Origin of the sequence: Halomonas sp. KHS3 (assembly GCF_000830495.1) — a bacterium.
In the GTDB taxonomy this organism is placed as follows: Bacteria; Pseudomonadota; Gammaproteobacteria; order Pseudomonadales; family Halomonadaceae; genus Vreelandella; species Vreelandella titanicae.
Genome location: NZ_JWHY01000016.1, coordinates 82,120 through 101,997 on the forward strand (window position 1 = coordinate 82,120; position 19,878 = coordinate 101,997).

The 19,878-nt window shown below is 56.4% G+C and carries 16 protein-coding genes; 11 read left to right on the top strand and 5 right to left on the bottom strand.

The window, feature by feature from the left end; translation table 11 throughout:
* Positions 1-45 precede the first annotated feature (45 nt).
* The 3 genes from RO22_RS23160 to RO22_RS23170 are packed head-to-tail and all read left to right on the top strand — an operon-like array spanning position 46 to position 3,774.
* Entirely contained in the window at positions 46-1,119 is a 1,074-nt protein-coding gene (locus tag RO22_RS23160) for a microcin C ABC transporter permease YejB (protein WP_007114307.1), read from the top strand.
* Between the two features lie 2 nt (positions 1,120-1,121).
* Positions 1,122-2,198, top strand: coding sequence for an ABC transporter permease (locus RO22_RS23165; RefSeq protein WP_022523344.1), 1,077 nt, complete (start codon positions 1,122-1,124; stop codon positions 2,196-2,198).
* Positions 2,191-3,774 carry an ABC transporter ATP-binding protein gene (locus RO22_RS23170; protein WP_022523343.1) on the top strand — a complete coding sequence of 528 codons (1,584 nt, stop codon included), beginning with the start codon at positions 2,191-2,193 and terminating at the stop codon, positions 3,772-3,774. Before RO22_RS23165 ends, RO22_RS23170 begins: the two co-directional genes overlap by 8 nt.
* Before the next feature lie 137 nt (positions 3,775-3,911).
* Here RO22_RS23170 and RO22_RS23175 read toward each other — a convergent pair whose 3' ends face one another.
* Both RO22_RS23175 and RO22_RS23180 read right to left on the bottom strand, forming a co-directional pair.
* Positions 3,912-4,616, bottom strand: a complete 705-nt coding sequence (locus RO22_RS23175) for a pseudouridine synthase (protein ID WP_041159510.1) — start codon at positions 4,614-4,616, stop codon at positions 3,912-3,914.
* Positions 4,617-4,618: 2 nt separating this feature from the next.
* Complete coding sequence (locus RO22_RS23180) at positions 4,619-5,431, bottom strand: amidohydrolase (RefSeq protein WP_041159503.1); 813 nt, start codon at positions 5,429-5,431, stop codon at positions 4,619-4,621.
* Between the two features lie 72 nt (positions 5,432-5,503).
* On the opposite strand from RO22_RS23180, the gene rarD reads away from it, so the two are divergent.
* The gene (rarD, locus tag RO22_RS23185) at positions 5,504-6,412 is read left to right on the top strand and encodes an EamA family transporter RarD (RefSeq protein WP_022523340.1); all 909 of its coding nucleotides are present in this window, start codon (positions 5,504-5,506) and stop codon (positions 6,410-6,412) included.
* On the opposite strand, the gene RO22_RS23190 is transcribed toward rarD, so the two are convergent.
* A complete protein-coding gene (locus tag RO22_RS23190) occupies positions 6,383-8,044 on the bottom strand; it encodes a methyl-accepting chemotaxis protein (protein WP_022523339.1) in 1,662 nt (553 codons plus the stop codon). The two genes, rarD and RO22_RS23190, sit on opposite strands and share 30 nt — an antisense overlap.
* A 266-nt stretch (positions 8,045-8,310) precedes the next feature.
* Between RO22_RS23190 and RO22_RS23195 the strand changes: the two genes are divergently transcribed.
* The 7 genes from RO22_RS23195 to RO22_RS23225 all read left to right on the top strand — a co-directional run bounded on the left by RO22_RS23195 (position 8,311) and on the right by RO22_RS23225 (position 18,072).
* Positions 8,311-10,011, top strand: coding sequence for a SulP family inorganic anion transporter (locus RO22_RS23195; RefSeq protein WP_022523338.1), 1,701 nt, complete (start codon positions 8,311-8,313; stop codon positions 10,009-10,011).
* 233 nt (positions 10,012-10,244) lie between these two features.
* Positions 10,245-11,405 (top strand): TAXI family TRAP transporter solute-binding subunit, encoded by a 1,161-nt coding sequence (locus tag RO22_RS23200; RefSeq protein ID WP_022523337.1) that lies wholly within the window; start codon positions 10,245-10,247, stop codon positions 11,403-11,405.
* Positions 11,406-11,456: 51 nt separating this feature from the next.
* Entirely contained in the window at positions 11,457-13,466 is a 2,010-nt protein-coding gene (locus RO22_RS23205; protein ID WP_022523336.1) for a TRAP transporter permease, read from the top strand.
* A gap of 62 nt (positions 13,467-13,528) precedes the next feature.
* On the top strand, positions 13,529-14,941 hold the full coding sequence (locus RO22_RS23210; protein WP_022523335.1) for an enoyl-CoA hydratase/isomerase family protein: 1,413 nt from the start codon (positions 13,529-13,531) through the stop codon (positions 14,939-14,941).
* Positions 14,938-16,131 carry an acyl-CoA dehydrogenase family protein gene (locus tag RO22_RS23215; RefSeq protein WP_022523334.1) on the top strand — a complete coding sequence of 398 codons (1,194 nt, stop codon included), beginning with the start codon at positions 14,938-14,940 and terminating at the stop codon, positions 16,129-16,131. The genes RO22_RS23210 and RO22_RS23215 overlap by 4 nt, the downstream gene beginning before the upstream one ends.
* 7 nt (positions 16,132-16,138) lie before the next feature.
* Positions 16,139-17,257, top strand: a complete 1,119-nt coding sequence (locus RO22_RS23220; protein ID WP_022523333.1) for an acyl-CoA dehydrogenase family protein — start codon at positions 16,139-16,141, stop codon at positions 17,255-17,257.
* A gap of 35 nt (positions 17,258-17,292) precedes the next feature.
* Positions 17,293-18,072: an enoyl-CoA hydratase/isomerase family protein gene (locus tag RO22_RS23225; protein WP_022523332.1), complete on the top strand. Its 780-nt coding sequence runs from the start codon at positions 17,293-17,295 to the stop codon at positions 18,070-18,072.
* On the opposite strand, the gene RO22_RS23230 is transcribed toward RO22_RS23225, so the two are convergent.
* Positions 18,054-19,013: an NAD(P)H-dependent flavin oxidoreductase gene (locus RO22_RS23230; protein ID WP_022523331.1), complete on the bottom strand. Its 960-nt coding sequence runs from the start codon at positions 19,011-19,013 to the stop codon at positions 18,054-18,056. The two genes, RO22_RS23225 and RO22_RS23230, sit on opposite strands and share 19 nt — an antisense overlap.
* 255 nt (positions 19,014-19,268) lie before the next feature.
* Positions 19,269-19,878: electron transfer flavoprotein subunit alpha/FixB family protein (locus RO22_RS23235; RefSeq protein WP_041159504.1), on the bottom strand; the 610-nt coding region annotated here is incomplete at its 5' end.

Consider the following 19,878-nt stretch of genomic DNA (forward strand, 5'->3'; position numbering starts at 1 on the left):
GGCTTGTCCTCAACGGTTTCATCGTCATAAACCTCGGAGTGCTCTGTGGCCCGTTATACCCTACGCCGACTGCTGCTAATGATTCCGACCCTTTTCGGGATCATGCTACTCAATTTTATTATTGTTCAGGCGGCGCCGGGTGGGCCAATTGATCAGATGCTGGCGCGTTTTGAAGGCGCCGACGCCATGGCCAGCACTCGCTTGGATATGGGGGGCGCCGATGTCCAGGTCAGCGATGACTCCCGAGGTGCCCGGGGCATTGATCCGCGCTTTATCGAGCAGCTGGAGCAGCAGTTTGGTTTTGACAAACCCGCCCACGAACGCTTTATCGGCATGATGGCGGATTACCTCACCCTCGATTTTGGCACCAGTTTCTTCCGTGACCGCCCGGTCACAGAGCTGATGATTGAGCGGCTGCCGGTTTCCATATCACTGGGGCTCTGGACGACACTGCTGGTCTATTTAATCTCTATCCCGTTAGGCATTAAAAAGGCGCTACGCCACGGCTCCCGGTTTGACGTCTGGTCGTCGGGGTTAGTGATTGTCGGCTATGCCATTCCGGGCTTCCTGTTTGCCATCCTGCTCATTGTCCTGTTTGCCGGGGGCACCTACTGGGACTTATTCCCTTTACGCGGTTTGACCTCACCCGACTTCGACCAGCTTTCAGCCTGGGGCAAGGTCAAAGACTACTTCTGGCATATCACACTGCCGGTTATCGCCGCCTCGATTGGCAGCTTTGCCACGCTGACGATGCTAACCAAAAACAGCTTTCTCGATGAGATTCACAAGCAGTATGTCATTACCGCCCGCGCCAAGGGGGCCGACGAGCGGCGCGTGCTTTACGGCCATGTGTTTCGCAATGCCATGCTGATTATTATCGCGGGTCTACCCGCCGCCATGATCGGTATTTTCTTCACCGGGGCGCTGCTTATCGAAGTGATCTTCTCCCTGGATGGGCTGGGCCTGCTCGGTTTCGAAGCGGTCATGCAGCGGGATTACCCGGTGATTTTCGGCACCCTATTCCTGTATACCGTGATCGGCTTAATCCTCAAGCTGATTTCCGATTTGACCTACGTGTGGGTAGACCCGCGTATCGATTTTTCGACTCGGGAGTCGTGATAATGGCCTCTTTATCATCACGTTTATCGCCTATCACTCGCCGTCGACTGTCCGCTTTTAAAGCCAATCGCCGTGCCCGGGTGTCACTTTGGTTATTTGCCACGCTGTTTATTCTTAGCCTGTTTGCCGAGCTAATTGCCAACGACAAACCGATCATCATGCAGTACGACGGCCAGTGGTACTTTCCCATGCTGGTGGACTACCCAGAAACCGAGTTTGACGGCTTTCTACCGACCCGAACGGACTATCTGGATCCCTTTGTTCAGCAACAAATTGATGATCATGGCTGGGCGCTATGGCCCATTATTCCGTTTTCATATCAGACCCTGGACATGAATATGACCCGCCCTTCTCCGGCCCCGCCGGATAGCCGCCACTGGCTAGGCACCGATGACCAGGGCCGGGATGTGACCGCACGGGTGATTTATGGCTTTCGACTCTCGGTAGCCTTTGCGCTGGTACTCACCGCAGGATCGCTAGTCGTCGGTGTCGTAGTCGGCGGAGTACAGGGCTACTTTGGCGGCAAAATTGATTTGATCGGTCAGCGAGTCACTGAAATTTGGTCCGGCTTACCGGTGCTCTTCCTGCTGATTATTTTAGCCAGCTTTGTTCAGCCGGGATTTTGGTGGCTGCTGGGGATTATGCTGCTCTTTTCGTGGCTGGGCCTGGTCGATATCGTGCGTGCCGAGTTCCTGCGTGCACGCAATTTGGAGTATGTGCGCGCGGCCAAAGCCATGGGCTTGCCGTCACGTTTGATCATGTGGCGTCACGTGCTACCCAATGCCATGGTCGCCACGCTGACGTTTATTCCGTTTCTGTTTACCGGCGCCATTGGCACCTTGACCGCTCTGGATTTTCTCGGCTTCGGCCTGCCGCCGGGTGCTCCCTCGCTGGGTGAGCTTGCTGCCCAAGGAAAAAATAATCTACACGCCCCTTGGCTGGGCATCACGGCGTTTATGACACTGGCCATCATGCTGTCACTGCTGGTATTTATCGGCGAGGGCTTGCGCGACGCCTTTGATCCCCGCCACGTACAACAGCGCCAAGCAGGCCCAGCCCAGGAGTCCCAGCATGCCTAATCCCCTGCTGCGCATTGAACACCTTGATGTCACTTTTGATAACACCCCAGTAGTGCATGCACTCTCGCTAACCCTCCATGCGGGTGAAACCCTGGCCATTGTCGGTGAGTCCGGCTCGGGTAAATCGGTATCGGCGCTGGGCATGGTGAATTTGCTGCCCAGTAATGCCAGCGTTCAAGGCGAACGCTGGCTAGGTGATACCAATCTGGCCACTTTAACGGAAACTGAGTGGAACACGGTGCGTGGCAATCGCGTCGGTTTTATCTTCCAGGAGCCGATGACCTCGCTCAACCCCCTGCATCGGGTGGGCAAGCAGATTGGTGAGGCCTTGCGACTGCATCAAGGACTGCGGGGCCAGGCGGCCCGGGAACGCTGCAAAGAACTGTTGGAACAAGTGAAACTACCGCGCCCGGACGAATTGTTGGATGCCTGGCCCCACCAGCTCTCGGGTGGGCAGCGCCAGCGGGTGATGATTGCCATGGCGATTGCCAACAATCCCTCACTGCTGATTGCCGATGAGCCCACCACCGCGCTGGACGTCACGGTACAGCAGGAGATTCTCGCCCTGCTGCGTGAACTACGCGATCATCATGGCATGGGCATGCTGTTTATCAGCCACGACTTAAACCTGGTGCGCCGCCATGCCGATCGCATTTGCGTGATGTACCAGGGACGTATTCAAGAAATCGGCCCGGTGGAGCAGGTCTTTCAGCACCCTCAAAGCGATTACACTAAAGCGCTACTGGCCGCTGAGCCGGAAGGTAGGCCCCAAGCTATAGAGCATACAGCGCCGCTACTGACCGCTCGTCAATTAAGCGTGAGCTTTAAGCGCCCTAAGACCGGCTTATTTAAGCGCCAGCCCCCTGCTTTTGTGGCGGTGCATCCAATAGATTTCCAAATCGCGCCAGGGGAAACCCTGGGCATTGTCGGTGAATCCGGCTCAGGTAAAACCACGCTGGCGTCAGCGGTCATGCGGCTGGTCACTAGCCAAGGCGATGTTACCCTTGGCAAGGATAAACTAAGCGCCCTAACCGGCGATGCGTTACGCCGCCACCGCCATCGCCTGCAAATGGTGTTTCAAGACCCCTATGGCGCGCTTTCACCGCGTATGCCAGTGTTTGATATCGTCAGCGAGGGGCTGCGCTTTCACTACCCCCATCTCACCACTGAAGAAGTCACCCAGCGGGTTAATCAAACGCTGCACGAGGTAGGTTTGCCCGAGAGCTGTGCCGCGCGCTACCCCCACGAGTTCTCCGGCGGTCAGCGCCAGCGCATTGCCGTGGCAAGAGCGATTATCTTAGAACCGGAACTATTGGTGCTGGATGAGCCAACCTCGGCGTTAGACCGTACCGTGCAGAAGCAGCTAGTCGCCCTGTTGCGCGATTTGCAGGCACGCCGTCAGCTAAGTTATTTATTCATAAGCCATGACTTAGCCGTTGTGCGTGCCATGGCACACCGTATTATGGTGCTCAAGGATGGCGAAGTGGTCGAACAAGGCCCCTGCCTAGAGGTGCTTTCAGCGCCACAGCACGCTTATACTCAAGCGTTGATTGCCGCTGCGCATCTGACTCACTAGTTCTGACTTACTAACTTTATCGAGTCACGATACTTGCTATTGTTGGTGGCAGAACTAAGATAACGGTATAAATATCCAGATAAAATAAAGCCGCTTACCCTTTTGGGAAGCGGCTAATAGAGACCTTAAGCAAGGACTCAGAAAAGCGCGATTTCGTCGGCGGTTAATTCTCGCCACTCGCCGGGCGCCAGGTTGGCATCCAAAGCCAAATCACCGATAGAGCTGCGGTGCAGTGAATTCACGTGATTGCCCAAGGCGGCAAACATACGCTTCACCTGGTGATAGCGCCCTTCGGTAATGGTGAGTTCTGCCTGGGTGGGCGAAAGCAGCCTAAGTGTTGCGGGCTGCGTCGGGGTCTCCTCTCCATCCAGCATCAGGCCATCGGTGACTTGACCAATCGCCCACTCCGCCGTCGCGCCTTCCATCGGTTCCGCTAGCTCGGCGATATACACCTTGGCGCAGCGATGGCGCGGTGACGTGACACGGTGCGACCACTGGCCATCATCGGTTAATAGCAGCAGTCCCGTGGTATCCACATCCAACCGCCCTACCGGCTGTAATCGATCAGCTTTGGGTAGATCAATCAGGTCGATTGCTCTTTGATAGAGCCCGCGACGGGCGTTACACTCAACGTCAACGGGCTTGTGCAGCATAATGTAGCGCAACCCTACCAGCGCCAACCGCTCGCCGTTGAGCACCACCACATCGTTATCGGTATCGATCTGGGTCGCCGACTGCTTGATCGGCTCGCCGTTGAGGGTTACCTCACCATTTTTGAGTGCCCGCTTAGCCAGGCTACGGGTTAATGGCGTGGTTTCACTCAAAAAGCGATCAAGGCGCATCATTAACCCACTCCTGGCAGCAGTTGAAAGTGGTCGGCATCTTGCCAGGCAGGAAATTTTTCACGAAAAGCATCAAGGGCAGTTTTATCCAGCGTGCCCGTCTCTATAAACGGGGTATGGGCAGGTTTATCAATTAACGCTTCACCTTTGAAGTCGACCAACAGGGAGTCGCCGCTGTAGGCAAGCCCTTTGGCATCTTCTCCAACGCGATTAACGCCAATCACATAGCTTAAGTTCTCTACCGCACGGGCTTGTAGCAGCGTACGCCATGGATGACGACGCGGTGCTGGCCAGTTGGCGATACACAGCAGCGCATCATACTCGAAATGCTTCCCTTCTGCTGGCTGCTGACGCATCCACACCGGAAAACGCAGGTCGTAGCAAACGCTCAGCAGCAGCTTAAAGCCATTGAGCTCTACCACTTTACGCTCACTGCCCATACCGTAGCGCTCATGCTCACCGGCCATACGGAATAGGTGACGCTTATCGTAGTGGGTTAACACCCCCTCCGGCGTTGCCCAAATCAAGCGGTTATAAAACTCACCGTCCTCTTCGATCGCCACGCTGCCGGTCATCACGCAGTTGCGCGCCTTCGCCTGGGCCTGTAGCCAGGCAACGCTTTGACTTTCCGCCATCGGCTGGGCCATTTCGCGGGAATTCATGGTAAAGCCAGTGGCAAACATCTCAGGCAATACAATAAGATCCGTGTCGCGGCTATCCAGCTCGCCCAGCAACTTCTCAAGATGAGCGTGGTTGGCCTGGGGATCTTCCCAGCGCAGATCACACTGCACTAGCGTGTTCCTAAGTTGACTCACTTAACACCTCCAATTCGTCAGTCTCAAGACAACGTTTATGCTAGATTAGCATCTTTAAATAATGAGGCTGCTATGCTTCCTACTCCAACACGCGACCCAGATGCCGTCAAAGGCGTTATGTATGGGCTAACCGCCTACACCATGTGGGGCTGCTTTCCGCTATTTTTTGCCCTGTTTGACGGCATTCCCGCCTTTGAAATATTGATTCACCGTATCATTTGGGCGTGTCTATTTCTGGTCGGCTTGATTACCCTTCTGCGCCGCTGGCCGCCCGTTGTCACCGCATTGGGGGAACCCAAGCGGCTTGGTCGGGTGTTGGCCTGTGCGCTATTGATTGCGTTTAACTGGGGTATCTATATTTATGCAGTGGAGTCGAAGCAGGTATTGCAGGCGAGCCTGGGCTACTTCTTAACGCCATTAGTGAACGTCGCGCTAGGCATGCTGGTACTTCGGGAAGTGATGGCCAAGCTGCAGCTGGTCGCCTTGGGCTTGGCCAGCGTGGCCATTGCCACGCAATTTGTGATGCTGGGTGAACTGCCCTGGCTTAGTCTACTACTGGCGTTAAGCTTCGGCAGTTACGGCCTGTTTCGTAAGCAGGTGCCACTGGACGGATTATCGGGACTGTTTGTGGAAACCCTGTTGCTATTCCCCCTCGCCCTGATCGCCTTGACCTGGTTAAGCTGGAACGGCAGCTCGCATTTTCTTCAAGATACGTCATCGACTGGCCTGCTGATCGCCAGTGGGGCTTTGACCGCGCTGCCGTTAATGGCCTTTGCCGGCGCGGCACGCCGGTTGCGTTTGGCAACCCTGGGCTTTTTGATGTACATCAACCCCAGCATTCAGTTTCTGATTGCCTTAACCGTGTTCGGCGAGCCCCTGGGCCTTATTCAGTTGGCAACGTTTGTGCTTATTTGGATCGGGCTCGCGCTCTACTCCTGGTCGGCATGGCAATCACGCCCGCGCTACGCTACGGCTGGTTAGTGCAAGCGGTGGTACTGGGGCGGCCTCTGACTGCAACGCAGGGGGAGTCGCTATATCACGCTCAGGCTGGTAGCCAACCCGGAATCCGCCCCAGTGCTTACCCTGCACATACACCGGCACAGAGAGGTCGTGCATGATTTCGCCGGTATCGCGCTTGTAAGTTTGCAGTAGCAGCGGCTTTTCATGAGCCCCACATCGGCTGCCCGTCGGGTCATCGAAAATGCGTTTGTTGCGGCAGAACTTTAAATCGTGCGCGTAGTCACCGGTTGGTGCAAGACTGACCGCTTTGTTATGGGTCGGCACATAGCCTTTACGGTCACAGGCAATGGCATAGCTTAAGCTTAGCTGCGTGAGCAAAGGCTCTTGCAAATCGGGCAGGTACCTATCAGTGAAACTATCAAAGCCGGTTTTATATTGCGGCGGCTGCGTACCCGGAATCTGTTCATAATGGGGCTGGAATAGGTGGGTGTCTGAAAGCTCCCCGCGGGCAATCGCTTTTTCCAGCAGCTTACCCAACTTATCGGCGGTTAATCGTGCAGCGTGGAATACCTGCTGGTGGCGACCCTCCAAATGCTGTTGAGCCAGTTCACCATCGACCCCTTCGGCAGCCTCCATCAATGCCCGGGCCTGCTCGGCCAAATCATGCATATTACGATTGCCTTCATCGACATCATCTTCCAACTGGCTCAGGCTGTCCGCCACGGTTTGACTATGTTGGCGAGTGTTTTCCATGGCATCGGCAACACGGGTAATTTCCCTCTGCACTTGGTCGAATTCTTGAGTCATCGTACCCAGACTGTTGCCGACCACTTGTAGCCCCTTGGAGCGCTTGCTGATACGGGTCATTAACTGGCCCATAGTGGCGACGACCGACTGGCCGCTCTGATGCATATCCTTAACCAGCTCATCGACACTTTGCGTTGCGGTAGAGGTCTTGAGTGCCAGGTTGCGCACTTCGCCGGCGACGACTGCAAACCCTCGCCCGTGTTCACCCGCTCGGGCCGCTTCAATTGACGCATTGAGCGACAGCAGATGGGTTTGTTCGGCGATATCCTCAATCATGGAAGTAACGTTACGTACACGCTCAATTTTATCGTTCAGCGCGGTCAGCATTTCCAGCGCTTGGTTTGAGCGGTCGGCAACATCGCTCATGTCCTGAATAATATCGTCCAGTTCAGCATGGTTGTGATGACTGGCCTCCCGGGCGCTCTCTGCCAGCGCTGCCACTTGGCTGGCGCTGGCACTCACCTGCATAATGGCTGCATTAATGGCCGTCATGCTCGATGAAGCTTCACGAGCCATGGTTTCTTGCTTTGAGAGGCGCTGATCCATCAGATCGGCATAGTGCGACACTTCTGCCGAGGCAATCGCTGTGCTGCTAGCGCGGTTCATTAACCTGTAGGCCATGGCGCGAAGCGAACGGTAATCACGCAGCGGCTTAAAGCCAAGCCGATGCTGTTCCAGGCGACGTTGGTCGGCTCGGTAGACGCCTTCCAGTACGCTGAGTAGCATAGCGCCACCGCCTAGCGCGGCGAATAGAAGTGCCAGATAACGCCAGAGCCCTCCTTGTATGGCAAGCCCTATCGACAGCACTACAAACAGCACCGGAACACACAATCGCAGTAAGCGCATGAGCTGTACTCTTTTATTGATGTTATTGAGTATCGAAAATACTACTTCTGAGGGGTTCAACCCCCTTTGCGACTAAGCTTAGCGTGTAACGCTTATGAAAGAAGTAGCACTTTGGGGGAAGGAAGTAGCACTTTTGGAGAAGACACAAATCCTATAAGCGCTTGGTCATCATTGGGTTACCGCAGTAAAAATGAATATAAGCACTGCAATGAAATGGAATATCCCTTACTCTCTTGGTTCTGCCACTTCTACAACACCAGGACCCCATGCTAAAGCGCTACTTGCCGATCCTGACATGGCTCCCCCACTACCATAAACGCCTATTGGGGGCAGACCTTTTGGCGGGCTTGATCGTCACCGTGATGGTCATTCCCCAATCGCTGGCCTATGCGCTGCTAGCCGGGCTACCCGCGGTAGTGGGGCTCTACGCCAGCATCCTGCCTCAACTGATCTATACCCTGTTTGGCACCAGTAAGACCCTCGCGGTCGGGCCGGTGGCAATCATCGCGCTGATGACCGGTGCCGCGCTCTCCTCAGTAGCAGCCGCGGGTACGGAGACCTACTTACAGGCAGCGCTGATCCTGTCACTGCTTTCCGGTGGCATGCTGGTCGTGATGGGGCTGCTGAAAATGGGCTTTTTCAGCAACTTTTTAAGCCACCCGGTTATCTCCGGCTTCTTAACGGCGTCGGGTATTTTGATTGCGGCCAGCCAGCTTGGCAGCCTACTGGGGGTTGAGAGCAGTGGCTTTACCCTGGTGGAACGTCTTATCACCCTGGTACCAAACTTAACCACCTTTAACTTACCCACCCTACTGATTGGCAGTGGAACCCTGCTGTTTTTGATTGCCATGCGGCGCCACGGTAAAGCCGCCCTGCTCACGCTGGGCCTGCCACGCACTCTGGCGGACTTGATCGCCAAAGCGGGGCCAGTCTTTGCGGTCGTGATTACCACCCTGGTGACCTGGCATTGGCAGTTGGCCGATAAAGGCGTCTCCGTAGTAGGGCAAATTCCCGGTGGTTTACCCTCGTTAAGCTTTCCTTGGGCGGACTACTCGCTATGGCGGGCACTGCTAATCCCAGCGCTGCTGATTAGCCTGGTCGGCTTTGTGGAGTCGGTCTCCATGGGCCAGATGTTGGCCGCTAAACGGCGCCAGCGCATCTCTCCCAATCAGGAACTAGTGGGCCTGGGCGCCAGCAATTTAGCCGCCGGGTTTTCCAGTGGTATGCCGGTAACCGGTGGTCTGTCCCGCACCGTTATTAACTACGATGCGGGTGCGCAAACACCTGCCGCCGGTGCCTTTGCGGCGCTAGGTATTGCGCTGGTCACCATGTCGTTTACCGGTTGGCTCTACTATCTGCCCATCGCGACCCTGGCCGCAACAATCACCGTCTCGATTTTGACACTGGTAGACATCCCCATGCTGCGCCAAACCTGGCGCTACTCCCGCAGCGACTTTGCCGCCATGGCGGTGACGATTCTACTCACGCTGTGCGAAGGCGTTGAAGCCGGCATCATTAGCGGTGTGACACTTTCTATTGCGCTATTTTTGTACCGCACCAGCCGCCCCCATAGCGCCTTGGTAGGTCGTGTGCCCGGTACCGAACATTTTAGAAACACTACCCGCCACGATGTCGAAACGGTCAATACCGTTGCCCTCTTGCGCATCGATGAGAGCCTCTACTTTGCCAACGCACGCTATTTGGAGGACACCGTTTATAACCTGGTGGCGAGCCAACCCGAGCTTGAGCACGTTGTGCTGATCTGTTCGGCGGTCAACCTGATCGATGCCTCGGCCCTAGAGAGCCTGGATGCTATCAATGCGCGCTTAAAAGACTCCGATGTAAAACTGCATTTATCCGAGGTAAAAGGCCCGGTGATGGATCAGTTGAAGAAAAGTGACTTCCTAGAGGCGCTTACCGGACGGGTATTTCTAAGCACCTACGCCGCTTGGCGAGAATTCTCGTAGCTGGATAGCACTCACCATTACTCTGAAAACCAGGCAATTGCCTGGTTTTTTTATGCCGGTTGTTTACTAACGGACGCCGCTGCTAACAACGGCATTGACAGCCACCCAGCGGCTTCTCTACTATCACTCGACCATTTAGCAAAATACAATACCGCATAGCAAAACACTCTAAGTTAAATAGCAACCAGCCATAACCATCAACGTCACTACAACCACAATAAAGGAGCATCCCAATGCGCCCCTTCGCTCACCGCCTACTTGTTGCCGCCTTACCTCTATCGTTACTCGGCGCAGCAGTCAGCCACGCTAGTGAAATTGAACTGCCCGGCACCATGGCCTGGACAGCCTATGGCACCAACTCAAGTGGCTATGCTCAGGCCGTCGCCATCGGCAATATGCTGCAGAACAAATACGATTCGTCTGTACGTATTCTGCCGGGTGATAACGATGTATCACGCATGACGCCGCTCAAGCAGGGCCGCGTTGACCTTTGTGCCTGCGGGATCGCCAGCTACTACGGCGCGGAAGGTGTAATGATGTTTGCCGACCGTGACTGGGGCCCTCAGCCGCTACGCGTGATTACCACTTCCACCGCCTCTTTTGGCCTCTCTCTTGCGGTCGCGGGCGACCTGGACGTTGAAACGCCCGCTGACCTGGCGGGCAAACGCATCGCCTATATCCGTGGCGACGATGCGCTCAATAAAGGCACAGAGGCGTACCTCGCCTTTGGCGGTTTAACCTGGGATGACGTAGAGCGGGTTGATTACCCCGGCTACGGCCGCTCGTTCGACGGCATTATCGCTGGCGATGTGGATGCCTCCTTTACCACAACGGTCACCCCGCCCGCCCAGCAGTTGGCCAGTAGCCCTCGCGGCATTAGCTGGCCGGTGCTAGACCCCAACGACGACGAAGGCTGGGAGCGTATGGCTGCGGTGGCGCCCTACTTCCGCCCTCACGAAGTCACTTCCGGGGCAGGCGGCATCAGCGCCGAAAACCCGGTGCCTAGCGCTAGCTACCCTTACCCTATTGTTGTCGCCAACCAAGACCTGGACGACAACGTGGCTTATGGCCTGATCAAGGCCATGCAGGAAAACTTTGATGACTATAAAGACAACGCTCCAGGCGCACTTGGCTATGCACTAGAGCAACAAGATCTTCAATGGGTAGTGCCGTTCCACGATGCGGTCGTGGAGTACTACAAAGAAATCGATGTATGGACTGATGAAATGCAGGCTCATCAGGACAAGCTCGTTGAGCGTCAGAACGTGCTTTTAACCGCCTGGGAAAGCTTTATGCAGGACGCACCCAGTGAGGACGAGGCATTTACTACCGGCTGGATGGAAGCCCGTGCCACCGCGCTGAGCGATGCCGGTTTCGAACCGATCTTCGAGTGATACACCACGGGGCGGCACTTGCCGCCCCCTGCTGATTGACGGATGTCCCCCATGACCACAGATACCTCGCCTGCCAATAATCAGCAGGTTAAAGAAAAGATCAGCCAAATTCGTCAGCTTCCTCCTGCGCTACGCTGGATTCCCGCCACGGTCACCGTCATTTTGATGGCGATGACCCTGGATTATCTGTTTAACGTTGGCTTACTGACTTTCGTTACGGGTCTGGAGACGCAGTTCTACTACGCCGTTGTGGCGCTGCTGCTACCGCTGGTGTTTTTGCTTTGGCCCATGCGCAGTCGCCAACAAGAGCAGCCCATTCCCTGGTATGACTACACGCTGAGCGCCATCACGCTTATCGTTGGCGGCTATTTTGTTTACAACGCAGTGCCCATTTTGGAGCGCGGCTGGGCCTTTTCTGCACCCGAAATCGCCATTTATGCCAGCTACGCCTACTGGCTGCTGATTATCGAAGCAGCACGCCGGGCGGGTGGTTTACCCATTGCGATTATTGCCGGGGTATTCTCGCTCTATCCGCTGGTGGCCGATATCGTCCCCGGCCCTATCCAGGCGTTTCCTTCCACCCTTGAACAAACCGCCATGTACCACACCATGAGTACCGAAAGCATCATGGGGGTGCCGCTGCAGGCATTCGCGGGCCTGGTGATTGGCTTTTTGGTGTTTGGTGTCGTGCTGCAGAAAAGCGGCGGCGGTAAGTTTTTTATTAATCTGGCCTTTGCGCTGCTGGGTCATGTACGCGGCGGCCCTGCTAAGGTGTCGATTTTCTCCAGTGGCCTGATGGGCTCCATGAGCGGCAGCGTGATCAGTAACGTACTCACCACCGGCGTGCTGTCGATTCCCGCCATGCGTCGTATCGGTATGAGCCGCTCCTTTGCGGGCGGTGTAGAAGCCTGCGCCTCAACCGGCGGCGTATTGATGCCCCCTGTTATGGGCGCCACCGCCTTTGTCATGGCGATGTTTCTGGACATCCCCTACTCCGCTGTGGCGCTGGCCGCCGTGATTCCATCAATTCTGTATTTCCTGGGTCTGTTTATTCAGATTGATGCCTACGCTGCCCGCCACGACATTAAAGGCTTACCCGCCGTTGAGCTGCCTTCGCTTTGGCAAACTCTCAAAGAGGGGTGGTACTTTATTTTTGTCTTTGCGTTATTAGTCTGGATGCTGCTGATTATGCAGCGCGAAGCCGTAGCGCCTTTTTACGCCACCGCGCTGCTGTTAGTGCTGAACCAGCTTTCCAAACATAACCGCTGGGGCTGGAAGGATGTAGCCGATACGCTGTCGTCTGCGGCCAAGCTGTTTGCCGAGTTAATCGCTATTTTGGCTGGCGTGGGCATGCTGGTGGGTGCACTTTCGATGACCGGCCTTTCCGGCACCATCGCTAACGACTTTATCAATATTGCCGGTGGCAGCGTGCCGCTGCTACTGATTATGGGCGCCGTGACCAGTTTCGTACTCGGCATTGGCATGACCGTGACTGCCGCCTATATTTTCCTTGCCGTTGCGCTAGCCCCCGCGCTGATTCAAGGCGGAGGGCTGGATCCCATGGCCGTACATATGTTCATCCTTTACTGGGGCATGCTGAGTTTTATTACTCCGCCGGTCGCACTCGGTGCCTTTGCCGCCGCCACCGTGGCCGGTGCCCGGCCCATGGAAACGGGCCTGCAGGCCATGCGCCTGGGTAGCGTGATCTATTTTATCCCCTTCCTCTTTGTGCTTAATCCGGCGTTGATTATGCAGGGCGCACCGCTGGTGATCGTGGCCGTGTTTATCCAGGCCGTGCTCGGCATCATTCTGTTTGCCTCCGCCATGCAAGGCTACCTGATGGGGGTTGGTCGACTGGGCTATGGCGCGCTGCAAGAGATCGTGATTCGTGCCCTGATACTGATCGCTGGCCTGCTCCTGGCGCTACCGGGTGGTGGGATGGTGCCGCTTAGCCAGTGGGAATTGATCGGTCTGGCCGCAGCCGCGCTGGTACCCGGTGTTTTGATGGCACGCTTAAGCCAGCGCCACAATCGGCGTTCGCAAAGCGCCTCTGCTGCGTAACAGATGGGGCGCCAAGCGTACTCTTTTCAATTCACTATCATGCGAAATACGAGAGCCTAACTATGTCCGTTCATTATCAGCGTCACGGCGATATAGGCGTTATTCAAATAGCCAACCCGCCGGTCAATGCCTTAAGTCACGCGGTACGCAGTGGCTTAGTCGATGCGCTTAAAGAGGGTGTTGCTGACGCAGATGCTAAAGCGCTGGTCGTGCTCGCCGATGGCCGCACCTTTATTGCCGGGGCAGATATTCGTGAGTTTGGTAAGCCGCCTCAAGCCCCTCTGCTGCCCGATGTGATTAACCAACTGGAAGCCTGCCCAAAACCGCTGATTGCCGCCCTGCACGGCACAGCCCTGGGCGGTGGATTGGAAGTGGCTTTGGGCTGCCACTATCGAGTGGCACTGGCGGGAACCCGGGTGGGTCTTCCGGAGGTTAAGCTGGGTCTACTGCCTGGCGCTGGTGGCACCCAGCGTTTGCCGCGTTTAGTAGGCGTTGAGCGCGCCTTAGAGATGATCACCAGCGGGCGTTTTGTGGAAGCAGAAGAAGCACTTGAGGCAGGCATTATCGACGCCATTAGCAGTGCTGAAACACCGCTTGAAGCGGGTTTAGCTGTGGCCCAAGCAGTGCTTGCAGACAACCCAATGGCACGTGTTACGGGCCAACTGCCAGCGCCAGCGGCTAATCCCCAGGCAATCTCCGCTATGTTGGAACGGCTGAATCAAGACGCTGCCGAACTCTTCTCACCGTTTCGCATTGTGGAAGCTGTGGAGGCCTCTGTGACGGCTGAATCACTCCAAGACGGCCTGCGCCGTGAGCGGGAGCTGTTTTTGGCCTGTATGGACTCCCCTCAACGCGCCGGACTTATTCATCTCTTTTTCGCTGCGCGTAGCCCCCATGTGGTGCCTGAGGTTGAGAAAGCCGACGCGTTTAAACACGTTGCGCTAATCGGCGAAGATCCACTGTTTGAGCGCCTGCAAAAAGCCGCACAAAAGGCGGGTATTACCCTAACCAGTGCACCAGACAACGCTACTGAGCTTTACCTGTTGGCGCCAAATGCAGCGAGGGAATCAGGCACAGCGCTCCCTACCATCGCACTAGAAAACATTGGCATCAGCCGCGGCAGCGATAGCGCGCTAAGCCTTATCGTTGCTGAAAACGGCAGCATGGTAGAGCTGGTCAACTTAAGCGCAGAGCCACTTACCCAACAGCGAGCGGCACTCACTCTTAAAGCATTGCGGTTAAACGTTGTGGTCAGCCGACAGCAAAGCCTTCTGAATACGCTGCAACTTGCTAGCCAGCAGGCTACAGCGAGCGACAAACAAACTGCCCTTGAACAGGCGAGCGTCGGCATCGCAAAGAACGGCTTCTGCTACCGCGAGAGCGATATCGATTTGTTGGCGGTGGAAGTACTGGGATACCCGCGTCACTTAGGTGGGCCTCACCGTCAATCAACCCTTAAGGACACCCCCCTATGAACCTCACCTTTAGCCCCGAAGAGCAGGCATTTCGCGAACAGGTTCGCCGTTTTCTAGCCGATGCACTGCCCAGCGATATCAGCCAGCGCGTGCGCTTGGGCCGCCATCTGCGCGCTGATGACTACCTGCGCTGGCAGAATATTCTTAGCGAACAGGGTTGGTTGGCGTCTAACTGGCCAAAAGAGTTCGGCGGCCCAGGCTGGGGGCCGGTACAGCGGCATATTTTCGACGAAGAGTGTGCTGCTGCCCATGCACCTACAGTCGTACCCTTCGGCGTTAACATGGTGGCTCCCGTCATCATGAAATTCGGCACTGTCGAGCAGCAACAGCACTACCTGCCGCGCATTTTGAGCAATCAGGATTGGTGGTGCCAAGGCTACTCAGAGCCCGGCGCTGGCTCTGATTTAGCGGGCCTAAATACCCGCGCCGTGCGTGATGGCGACCACTATATCGTCAATGGTCAGAAGACCTGGACCACCCTGGGCCAGCACGCCAACATGCTGTTCTGCCTGGTACGCACCGACCCAGACGCCAAGAAGCAGGCGGGCATCAGCTTTCTGTTGATTGATATGCAGACACCGGGTATCACCGTGCGGCCAATTATTACCCTTGATGGTGCCCACGAAGTTAACGAAATCTTTTTAGATAACGTGCGCGTACCCGTCGACAACCGCGTCGGTGAAGAGGGCCAGGGCTGGACCTGCGCTAAGTTCCTGCTCACCCACGAACGTACGGGGATTGCGGGGCTTGGTCACGCCAAGCAGGCGCTGCGCCACTTGAAGTCGCTGGCGAGCCGGATTCAGCATCGCGACAAACCGCTGCTGGAGCTACCCAGCTTCCGTCAGCGGGTGGTGAAAGCGGAACTCGAACTAATGGCGCTGGAAGTGACCAACCTGCGCGTGATTGCCGCTGCCCAAGATGGCGGTGTGCCCGGCGCAGAGAGCTCGCTGCTAAAAGTGCGCGGCTCCGAGCTTCGCCAGGAGCTAAGTGAGCTTACCCGGCGCGCCCTGGGCCCTGCTGCGCTGCCATTCTTCCCCGACTTCCTGCATGGCGAAGGCAGCCTGGATGACGAGCGCGCCCAAAGCGCGGCCGCCAGCGCCCAGTACTTCAATCGTCGCAAGCTGTCGATTTATGGCGGCGCCAATGAAATACAAAAAAGTATCGTCGCCAAAACCATTTTAAACATGTGAGGTCACCATGGATTTTGCTTTAACCGACGAGCAGCGCATGCTTGAAGAGACGCTCACCCGCTTGGTGGCCGACCAGATTTCTCCCGAGCAGCGCCGCACTATGCTGGCCGCTGCCCCAAACGGCTCTTCTGCACTATGGCGCACCTTTGCCGAGCTGGGACTGCTGCATATGCCCTTCAGCGAAGACGTTGGCGGGCTAGGGGGCGATGGCACCGACCTGATGATTATTATGCAGGCACTGGGACGAGGCTTAGTGCCCGAACCCTATCTGGCTGGCCTAGTGCTGCCCGGACAATTACTGGCGCTTACCGCCAACAGCGAACAGCAAACCCGGTGGCTAGCCCCACTGCTTGAAGGTGAGCATCAGTTGGCGCTTGCTTGGCAGGAGATTGGCGCCCGCTACGACGCCTTTACGGTAGCTACCCAAGCTACCCAGCAAGGCGACCAATGGCAGTTAAATGGTAAAAAACACGTGGTACTTAACCTTGAAGCCGCTGCGGCTACGCTGGTCAGCGCTCAATTAGCCAGCGGCAAGCTAGGGTTATTTATTGTGCCAGCGGATGCACCGGGCACATCTACGCACCTATATCGCACTATCGACGACCAGCCCGCCGGCGATCTGACCCTGGACAGCGTCACGCTGCCGTTAACCAACTGCCTGAGTGAAGATGTTAGCGATGTGCTAGCGGAGGTACTGGCTGTTGGTCGCGCAGCGCTCTGCGCCCAAGCCATCGGCGCAATGGAGGAGGCCTGCGACCAAACGCTCGCTTATTTAAAAGAGCGCAAGCAGTTTGGCGTACCGCTTTCGACCTTTCAGGCCCTGCAGCACCGCATGGTGGATATGCACTTGCACCTGGAGCAGTCCCGCTCCATGGCGATTTTAGCCGCCACTAGCCTCGCGCTCCCTGCAAGCGAACGGGATTACAAAATTGCCGCGGCCAAAGCCTACTGTGGTGAATCAGCTCGCTTTATTGCCGAACAGGCGATCCAGCTGCATGGGGCGATGGGTATGACCGAAGAGTGCTATGTCGCTAGCTACGCCAAGCATCTGGTGATGTTCGATCACTACCTGGGCGACAGCGACTACCATCTCGAAACGGTCAGCGAGCTGTTAAAGGTTGCCTGAGAACGTTGCCAGAAAAGTTAATTAGGGAGCGATACATGTCAGATTACGTCGGCAAGTTAGTGACTGTCAGCGCTATTGAAAACGGTATCGTCGAAGTCGCCATTGCACGTCCAGAAGTACGCAACGCTCTGAATGAAGCCACCGCTCTGGCACTCAATGAAGCGCTGGCGGCGGTGGCGGACAATGAGCAAGTTCGCTGTGTGATTCTACGCGGTGAAGGTAGTGCATTTTGCGCCGGCGCTGACCTGGCAGAGTTTGAGAAGGCAACGTCTCAGCCTGCGAGCGAACGGCTGGAAACGCTCTTTCTGCCTGCCCTGCGTAGCCTAATGGCAATGAATAAGCCGGTGATTGCAGCGGTTAGCGGTGCGGCTGCGGGCATCGGTGTTTCCTATGTGCTCGCCAGCGATATGGTGGTGATGGGCCACTCCGCCTACCTGAAGCTTGCCTTTATCAATATTGGGCTCATCCCTGACGGCGGTGCCTGCTGGCATCTGGTGCGCCAGCTTGGCCATGCTCAGGCGTTTGAAATGGCCGCCTTGGCAACCCCCATTTCGGGTGAGCGCTGCGTCGAACTCGGATTGGCTAACCGCGTCGTCGAAGATAACCAAGTGCTAGACGAAGCTTGGTCGTTGGCGCAAGCACTGGTGAGTCAATCGTCCCAGGCGTTAAGCGCTACCAAACGCGCCTTACGGGAAGCTGCCCAGCGCCAGCTAAATAACACGATGCAATTAGAGGGCGAGCTTCAAGATCAGTGCAAGGCGTCGGAAGATTTTCACACCCGGGTGGCGGCGTTTCGTCAAAGCCGCCGTAAATGATCTAACGCTTTCTGGTAATCCTGGCGCAGCGTGGCCACTTCTTCGGCCACGCTGTGCATAGAGGCAATAGCGCCTACGCCCTGCCCCGCGCCCCAGATATCCCGCCACGCTTTTGCCTTACTGCTCCCCCCTGAGCCATAACGCATAGCGGTTTTATCACCTTCAGGCAGCGCATCAGGATCCAATCCCGCCTGCTCGATACTTTGCCGCAGATAGTTACCGTGCACGCCGGTAAACAGGTTGGTATAGACAATGTCGCCTGCCGCTGCGTCCAGCACCATCCGTTTATAGGCCGCTTGAGCGTTTGCCTCTTGGGTGGCGATAAAGCGCGTGCCCATATACACCAAGTCCACGCCTAGCGCCTGGGCGGCAACGATCTGTTCACCTTTGCTAATCGCCCCCGCCAGCACTAACGGGCCATCGTAAAAGCGGCGCACCTCCGCCACAAACGCAAAGGGGTTTAACCGCCCGGCATGGCCGCCCGCGCCGTGGCAGACCAGTATCAGCCCATCAACTCCCGCATCGATCGCTTTCTTGGCGTGCCTCAACGTGGTCACATCGTGAAACACCAGCCCGCCATAGGCATGCACCTTTTCCACCACTTGATTAGGCGCGTGCAGACTAGTGATGACCAGCGGCACCTTGAACTCGGCGCATAACGCGACATCGTGCTCTAGACGATCATTGGTGGGGTGCACAATTTGGTTCACCGCAAAGGGCGCTGAGGGTTGTTCGGGGTGCTGCGCGTCATAGTCGGCCAGGGTTTGAGTGATCTGCTGTAACCACTCACGTAATACGTCAGCAGGTCGGGCGTTGAGCGCGGGGAAAGCACCCAGAATGCCCGCTTGGCACTGGGCAATCACCAGTTCTGGCCCGGAGACGATAAACATGGGTGAACCGATCACCGGCAGGTTTAATGAAGCGGTTAGACGCGTTAGCATGGGAAACTCGCTGGTTGTTATTGTGAGGCAATACTGCAAAAGGCTCCACTGAGCCTTTCAAGAAGATGTCACACTACAATGGCATGGTCGGAACAACCCTACGCGGGGGCGCTGTGAACCCATCCATGGGCGCTACTTTCGCCATCTGACCGCCATGGATGGCGGAAATGCCAGAAACGTCGGGAACTTTTTCCGGCCATGGCGAAAGACCCCCGCTACGGGTTGTTCCGACCAATACGTGGATGCCAGAAGCATTTACAGCTTGCTCTCAAGCTCGGGCAGGATCTCAAACAGATCCCCCACCAGGCCGTAATCCGCCACCTGGAAAATCGGTGCTTCGTCGTCTTTATTGATCACGGCGATATACAGATCTGGGGCAACGATCTTGCCGGTCTGGCCAACCTGCATATCGTTGGGCACAAAGCCTGCGTCTACCGCGGCCCGGGAAGCACCAATGGCGGCACCCAGCTTGTCGGCAATGCCGTCGAGCAGCTTGAAGTTTTCGCCGTTGCCCATGCCGCGGCCGCCGGAGATCACCACCTTGGCTCCGCCCAATTCGGGGCGATCTGACTGCGCCAGCTCCTCTTTGACAAAGCTGGACTGGCTGTTGTCCACCACTACGTCGACGGCTTCCACCGTCGCGCTGCCGCTGGTGCCAACCGCATCAAAACCGGTGGAGCGCACGGTGATGACCTTGAGGGCATCGTCACTTTTCACCGTCGCAATGGCGTTACCGGCGTAGATCGGACGCTTAAAGGTATCGGCGCTGTCCACGGCGATAACGTCCGACAGCTGGCTGACGTCTTTTAGCGCGGCTAAACGCGGCAGCACGTTTTTGCCGGTGGTGGAGGCGCTGGCCAGTACG

What these genes read in the sequence shown, in the direction of transcription:
- RO22_RS23165 (WP_022523344.1), top strand. Translation starts at nt 1,122, where the DNA reads ATGGCCTCTTTATCATCACGTTTATCGCCTATCACTCGCCGTCGACTG.
- RO22_RS23170 (WP_022523343.1), top strand. Translation starts at nt 2,191, where the DNA reads ATGCCTAATCCCCTGCTGCGCATTGAACACCTTGATGTCACTTTTGAT.
- RO22_RS23175 (WP_041159510.1), bottom strand. Translation starts at nt 4,616, where the DNA reads ATGCGCCTTGATCGCTTTTTGAGTGAAACCACGCCATTAACCCGTAGC.
- rarD (WP_022523340.1), top strand. Translation starts at nt 5,504, where the DNA reads ATGCTTCCTACTCCAACACGCGACCCAGATGCCGTCAAAGGCGTTATG.
- RO22_RS23190 (WP_022523339.1), bottom strand. Translation starts at nt 8,044, where the DNA reads ATGCGCTTACTGCGATTGTGTGTTCCGGTGCTGTTTGTAGTGCTGTCG.
- RO22_RS23195 (WP_022523338.1), top strand. Translation starts at nt 8,311, where the DNA reads ATGCTAAAGCGCTACTTGCCGATCCTGACATGGCTCCCCCACTACCAT.
- RO22_RS23200 (WP_022523337.1), top strand. Translation starts at nt 10,245, where the DNA reads ATGCGCCCCTTCGCTCACCGCCTACTTGTTGCCGCCTTACCTCTATCG.
- RO22_RS23205 (WP_022523336.1), top strand. Translation starts at nt 11,457, where the DNA reads ATGACCACAGATACCTCGCCTGCCAATAATCAGCAGGTTAAAGAAAAG.
- RO22_RS23210 (WP_022523335.1), top strand. Translation starts at nt 13,529, where the DNA reads ATGTCCGTTCATTATCAGCGTCACGGCGATATAGGCGTTATTCAAATA.
- RO22_RS23215 (WP_022523334.1), top strand. Translation starts at nt 14,938, where the DNA reads ATGAACCTCACCTTTAGCCCCGAAGAGCAGGCATTTCGCGAACAGGTT.
- RO22_RS23220 (WP_022523333.1), top strand. Translation starts at nt 16,139, where the DNA reads ATGGATTTTGCTTTAACCGACGAGCAGCGCATGCTTGAAGAGACGCTC.
- RO22_RS23225 (WP_022523332.1), top strand. Translation starts at nt 17,293, where the DNA reads ATGTCAGATTACGTCGGCAAGTTAGTGACTGTCAGCGCTATTGAAAAC.
- RO22_RS23230 (WP_022523331.1), bottom strand. Translation starts at nt 19,013, where the DNA reads ATGCTAACGCGTCTAACCGCTTCATTAAACCTGCCGGTGATCGGTTCA.